Here is a 5,948-nt window from a genome sequence, read left to right as displayed (position 1 = left end):
GTGCTTGAGGCAAGGCAAGCCATGTTGTTGCAACGGGTCAGCCAGGGCGCAGACGCGATGAGCGCCCGCGAGGCACTTGAGATTGCAACACGCGGCGGGGCCGAGGTTCTGGGGCGATCGGATTGCGGCCAGATCGCAGTCGGCAAGCGCGCCGATATCGCGATCTGGGATGCGCGCGGCCTTGAAAGCGCCGGAAGCTGGGACCCCGCCGCGCTTGTGCTGGCCGGGCCGAGACGGGTGCGCGACCTCTTTGTCGAGGGGCGTCAGGTGGTGCGCGACAGTCAGCTGACAAGCATGGAACTGCCGGGGATCGTCGCTCAGCAGAACCGGCTGGCGCGGGCATTGGCAGAGGGCTAGGCTGGCGCGAGGTCAATTTGAAAGGGGGCTTTGATGCGGGGATTTTCTCAGGCGCGCCTAATTGCCCTTATGCTGGCCTTGGGTGGCGCCATGTCTCCGGCGAACGCGCAGGTCGCGGATCTGGGGCAGGCCTCGCTTGACTGGGTCAACGCTCAGCGGGCGCAGAGTGGGCGCGGCGCGGTTGTGGTGTCGCCCGCGCTGACGCGGGCGGCTGCGGCGCATGCGGGTGACATGGGCAAGAAGGGCTATTTCAGCCACACCGGCGCCAATGGCAGCAGCATCGGTGATCGGGTGCGGCGCCAGAAATATCGGTTCTGTTTCGTGACCGAGAATATCGCCAAGGGGCAGGATACGCTGGACGAGGTATTGCGCGACTGGATGGCTTCTCCGGAGCACAGGCGCAACATGCTGCATGAAAGCGCGGTCGAGTTCGGCCTGGTGCGCGGACCCGGGCAACTTTGGGTGATGGTGCTGGGGCGGTCGGGCTGTTAGCGGCCGGTCGGGCGGGCTGATTCGCCCTGACAGGCGGCCCCGGGCGGGCGAGCAGGCAAGAGCCTGACACGACCTCAGATCGGCACGCCTGCGATCCAGACCCGTTTCACTGCGCGATCATCGCCCATCATGATGGTCGGAAACAGCGCCTCCCATATATCGTTGGCGCGGGCGCTGCGCTGTGCGATGGCCGGGGTCGAGGCGAGGTCAAGCGCGACAAGGTCGGCCTCCATTCCCGGTGCAATATTGCCAATCTGCCCGCCCATGTGAAGCGCCTCGGCCGAGCCGGCGGTTGCCAGCCACAAAAGCTGTGCGGGATGCAGGGCGGTGCCGGTAAGCTGGCCGATTTCATAGGCGGCGGCCATGGTGCGCAGCATCGAAAAGCTTGAGCCGCCGCCGGTATCGGTGGCGAGGCCGACGCGCTGTCCCTCGGCCATGCGTGCGGCCATGTCAAAAAGGCCCGAGCCGATGAAGGTATTCGAGGTCGGGCAATGAATGAGTGCCGCGCCCACCTCGCGTAGGCGATCCCGTTCGCGCGGCTCAAGGTGGATCGCGTGGCCATAAAGCCCGCGCGCACCCAAAAGCCCGTGGGCCTCATAGGTATCGAGATAATCGCGTGCCTCCGGGTAGAGGGATCTGACCCAGGCGATCTCGTCGGTTTGTTCGCTCAGGTGGGTCTGCATCAGGCAATCGGGATGTTCGCCCCAGAGCGCGCCGAGGGCGGCAAGCTGATCACGGGTCGAGGTCGGCGAAAACCGGGGGGTGATTGCATAGGACAACCGATCAACCCCGTGCCAGCTTTCCAACAGCGCCTTGCTTTGGTCATAGGCCGATTGCGCCGTATCACACAGGTCGGCCGGGGCGTTGCGATCCATGCAGGTCTTGCCCGCCACCGCCCGCACCCTGCGCGCCTGTGCCGCCTCGAAAAAGGCGGTGACGCTGGCCGGGTGGACCGTGCAATAGCTGACGCAGGTCGTGGTGCCATTGGCCAGCGTCAGGTCGAAATACCGGTCGGCAATCCCGCGCGCATATCCGGGGTCGCCAAAGCGCATTTCCTCGGGAAAGGTATAGGCATTCAGCCAGTCAATAAGCCGCTTGCCCCAGCTGGCGATCATCGCGGTTTGCGGATAGTGCACATGCGCATCGACAAACCCCGCACAGATCAAGGCATCGCCCAAATCGACGCGCTGCGCCTGTGGGGCCTGTGCAGAGAGCGCAGCCGCCTGGCCAAGCGCCGCAATCTTGCCGTCGCGGATCAAGACCGCCTCATGCACCTCCGCCGCGTCGCCGGGCGTTGGGGTGCCGAATGGCGAGGCCGCAAAGCTCAGGATCTGACCGGTAACAAGTGTCTCGGGGGGCATGGGGCCTGCTCTGGTTGCGAAACTGTTGAATTTCAGGATAGGGCCGCCTGCAATCGGGGTAAATCGGCCTATTGTCATTGTTTTCCCGAAGCTGCTTCTTTAATCCTGCCCCCAATGTGCGACAGGGGGACGTGAAATGGCAGAGCATGACTATGACCGCGACCCCGAGAGCGAGCGCGAGGACGACGATTACCCGCTGAACAAACAGGCGGTGGCGCGGATCATCGAGGCGGTCGATGCCGGTGATCGCGATCTGCTTGTGTCCGAGATGGAACCGCTGCACGCGGCCGACATCGCCGACCTTCTTGAACAGATCAGCAGTGGCGACCGCCGTGGCCTGATCGAGCTTTATGGCCGCGAGTTCGACGGCGACATCCTGTCGGAACTTGACGAATCGATCCGCGAAGAGGTGATTGGCCTGCTGACGCCCGAGGTTCTGGCCGACGCCGTGCGCGAACTGGATTCCGACGATGTCGTCGATCTGGTCGAGGACCTTGAGGATCTCCAGCAGGCTACGATCCTGAGCGCGCTGGAAGACAGCGACAGGATCGCCGTCCAGCAATCGCTGACCTATCCGGAATATTCCGCCGGCCGCCTGATGCAGCGCGAAGTGGTGATGGCGCCCGAACACTGGAGCGTGGGCGACGCCATCGACTATATGCGCAATGTCGAGGAACTGCCCGAGCAGTTCTATCACATCATCCTTGTCGATCCGCGCCTGCACCCGGTCGGCAATGTCACGCTTGGCCGAATCATGGCGGCACGCCGTGAAACGCCGCTCATGGATCTGGTGGAAGAGACCTTTCACACCATCCGCGTCACCCGCGACGAGGGCGACGTGGCCTATATGTTCAACCAGTATCATCTGATCTCGGCCCCCGTGGTCGATGAGGATGACCGTCTTGTCGGGGTGATCACCATCGACGACGCCATGGCGGTGCTCGACGAGGAGCACGAAGAAGACATCATGCGCCTCGCCGGTGTCGGCGAGGGCGGTCTGAACGACAGCGTGATCGAGACCACCAAGCGGCGTTTCCCCTGGCTGGCGGTGAACCTGGCAACGGCGGTGCTGGCCTCGCTGGTGATCGCCCAGTTCGAGGCAACGATTTCCCAAATCGTCGCACTCGCCGTCCTGATGCCGATCGTTGCCTCGATGGGTGGCAATGCAGCCACCCAAAGCCTTACCGTGGCGGTGCGCGCGCTTGCCACCAAGGATTTGACCGGCTCGAACGTCTGGCGGGTGCTGCGGCGCGAAATCATGGTCGGGATGATCAACGGGCTGATCTTTGCCTTTACCATGGGGGTCGTCGGCATCGTGTGGTTCGGCGGGCCGGAACTTGGCTATGTGATCGCCGCCGCGATGGTGATCAATCTGGTCGTTGCCGGGCTTGCGGGCTCGGCGATTCCGGTTTTGATGGACCGCATGGGCATTGATCCGGCGCTTGGCTCGGGGACCTTCGTGACCACGGTCACCGATGTTGTCGGCTTCTTTGCCTTCCTGGGACTGGCTGCGGTGTTTTTGGTATGACCGATCTGACTGAAATCAAGGCGGCCGCGCGCAAGGCCGCGTTCGCGCGCCGTGCGGCGGCCCATGCGGCGCGCCCGCTTGCCGAGGCGGCGCTGCTTTCAAGCGTTCTCGCGGGCTATCGCGGGGTGCCTCTCTCTGCCTATATGGCGATCCGCTCCGAGATTGACCCCCTGCCTGCCATGCAGGAGGCGGCGGCGCATGGCCCGGTCTGCGTGCCGGTGATCCAGCGCCTTGGCCTGCCTCTCAAATTCTCCCGCTGGCATCCGGATTGCGCCCTGCGCGAGGGGCCGTTCGGTGCGATGATCCCGGCCGAGGACGACTTCATCACGCCTGAAATCCTGATCGTGCCGCTGGTGGCCTTTGACCGGCAGGGCGGGCGGCTTGGCTATGGCGGCGGGTTCTACGACCGCACGCTCGAACTGCTGCGCGCGCAGCGCCCGACACTGGCGATTGGCTTTGCCTATTCCGCGCAGGAGGATACGATGCTGCCGCTGGAACCCACCGACCAGCCACTTGACATGGTGGTCACGGAAAACGAGGTGATCGAGTTTGGCCCGCGAGCATGATTATACCGCCCGCGTCGTCTGGACCGGAAACCGGGGCGAGGGCACGGCGCATTACAAAGGCTACGATCGCACCTGGAACGTCGAGACCCCGGGCAAACCGGTGATCCGCTGCTCCAATGATCCGCTCCTGGGGGGCGATCCAACCCTGCATAACCCCGAAGACATGCTGATAGCGGCGCTCAGCGCCTGTCACATGCTGTGGTTCCTGCATCTGGCCAGCGACGCCGGTATCGTGGTTCATGCCTATCAGGACGATCCGCTTGGGGTGGGTGAAACCGATTCCACCGGCGCCAGCCGTTTCCTGCGCGCCACGCTGCGCCCCTCGATCACCGTGCCCGCTGGGACCGATCTCAAAACGGCCGACGCCCTGCACGGCGAGGTCCACAAGACCTGCTTCATTGCCCGGTCGATCAACTTTCCGGTAAGCTATGACGCCCGCTACCGGATCAGGGCATGACGCGTCGCCCCTTCTTCTTGGTGCAAATACTCCCGCCGGAGGCGTCCTGCCTGCGCCATAACAGCGGCCATATGCGGTTTGAGCCTTGCCCTTGGCGGCTTGCGCCAATAACACCGACAGCATGAAAATACTGTTTTTAGGCGATGTGATGGGCCGTGCGGGACGCGCGGCGGTGGCCGAAACCCTGCCGCGCCTGCGCGTAGAGTGGCGGCTGGACTTCGTTGTGGTCAATGGCGAGAACGCCTCGGGCGGAATGGGGCTGACGGGTGCCCATGCCCGTGGGCTGTTCGAGGCGGGGGCGGATTGCGTCACGCTGGGCGATCATGCGTTCGATCAAAAGGACATGCTTCAGGCGATCGGCAATGACCCCCGCATCATCCGGCCGCTGAACTTTGCCAAGGGGGCGCCGGGGCGCGGGCACCGGGTGTTCACCGACGGGCGCGGCCGCAAGGTTCTTGTGGCGCAGGTGCTTGGTCAGGTGTTCATGAAGCGCCCGTTCGATGATCCGTTTTCGACCATCGACGAGGTGCTGCGCGCCCATCCCCCCGGTGGGGCGGTACAGGCGGCGATTGTCGAAATCCATTGCGAGGCGACCTCGGAAAAGATGGCCGTCGGGCATTTCTGCGATGGCCGTGCCAGTCTTGTGGTCGGCACCCACACCCATATCCCGACCGCCGATGCCCAGATCCTGCCGGGCGGCACCGCCTTTCTGGGCGATGCGGGCATGTGCGGCGATTACCTTAGCGTCATTGGCATGGAAAAGACCGAACCGATGCGCCGTTTCGTGACCGGTATGGGCAAGGAACGGTTCACCCCGGCGCTTGGCCCGGCCACCGTGTCCGGCGTCTATATCGAGACCGATGACAAGACCGGCAAGGCCATCAAGATCTCGATGGTGCGTCAGGGCGGGCGCCTGGAGCAATCAGGCCCGTGAGCGCGCGCGCCGGTCTGACGCTGGCGCTGATTGCGATAGGGGCGGGCTGGGGCCTGTCGGTCGCGCTTGCCAAGATCGCGGTCAGCACCGGACATCAGCCCTTTGGCCTGATCTTCTGGCAATTGGTGATCAGCGTGCTGGTGCTTGGCGCCGTCACCCTTGCGCGCGGCAGGCGGCTTGAACTGGGGCGCGCCTATTGGCGGTTGTTTGCCATGGTTGCCCTGTTCGGCGCGGTGCTGCCGGATGTATTTTT

8 protein-coding genes are annotated in these 5,948 nt (G+C 64.2%); 7 read left to right on the top strand and 1 reads right to left on the bottom strand.

Going from position 1 to position 5,948, the window contains the following annotated elements; genetic code table 11:
* Both QZ522_RS17145 and QZ522_RS17140 read left to right on the top strand, forming a co-directional pair.
* The coding region (locus tag QZ522_RS17145; RefSeq protein WP_294614443.1) for an amidohydrolase family protein at window positions 1–357 on the top strand (357 nt) is incomplete at its 5' end.
* 33 nt (window positions 358–390) lie between these two features.
* Complete coding sequence (locus QZ522_RS17140; protein WP_294614442.1) at window positions 391–849, top strand: CAP domain-containing protein; 459 nt, start codon at window positions 391–393, stop codon at window positions 847–849.
* Window positions 850–923: 74 nt separating this feature from the next.
* Here the strand turns inward: QZ522_RS17140 and guaD are convergent, their stop codons facing one another.
* On the bottom strand, window positions 924–2,210 hold the full coding sequence (gene guaD / locus QZ522_RS17135; RefSeq protein WP_294614439.1) for a guanine deaminase: 1,287 nt from the start codon (window positions 2,208–2,210) through the stop codon (window positions 924–926).
* A gap of 136 nt (window positions 2,211–2,346) precedes the next feature.
* Here guaD and mgtE point away from each other — a divergent pair, with 136 nt between their 5' ends.
* From mgtE to QZ522_RS17110, 5 genes are all read left to right on the top strand, one after another.
* Window positions 2,347–3,738 (top strand): magnesium transporter, encoded by a 1,392-nt coding sequence (gene mgtE / locus QZ522_RS17130; protein WP_294614436.1) that lies wholly within the window; start codon window positions 2,347–2,349, stop codon window positions 3,736–3,738.
* Window positions 3,735–4,304: a 5-formyltetrahydrofolate cyclo-ligase gene (locus QZ522_RS17125; protein WP_294614433.1), complete on the top strand. Its 570-nt coding sequence runs from the start codon at window positions 3,735–3,737 to the stop codon at window positions 4,302–4,304. The genes mgtE and QZ522_RS17125 overlap by 4 nt, the downstream gene beginning before the upstream one ends.
* Window positions 4,288–4,761 (top strand): OsmC family protein, encoded by a 474-nt coding sequence (locus tag QZ522_RS17120; protein ID WP_294614430.1) that lies wholly within the window; start codon window positions 4,288–4,290, stop codon window positions 4,759–4,761. Before QZ522_RS17125 ends, QZ522_RS17120 begins: the two co-directional genes overlap by 17 nt.
* A 121-nt stretch (window positions 4,762–4,882) precedes the next feature.
* The gene (locus QZ522_RS17115) at window positions 4,883–5,695 is read left to right on the top strand and encodes a TIGR00282 family metallophosphoesterase (RefSeq protein ID WP_294614427.1); all 813 of its coding nucleotides are present in this window, start codon (window positions 4,883–4,885) and stop codon (window positions 5,693–5,695) included.
* Window positions 5,692–5,948 (top strand): EamA family transporter (locus QZ522_RS17110; protein ID WP_294614424.1); only part of this gene is annotated, 257 nt, incomplete at its 3' end. The genes QZ522_RS17115 and QZ522_RS17110, both read left to right, overlap by 4 nt.

Origin of the sequence: uncultured Roseovarius sp. (assembly GCF_913054395.1) — a bacterium.
Classification (GTDB): domain Bacteria; phylum Pseudomonadota; class Alphaproteobacteria; order Rhodobacterales; family Rhodobacteraceae; genus Roseovarius.
Note: the sequence above shows the minus strand (reverse complement) of the source record. Positions and strands in the feature narration are given on the sequence as shown.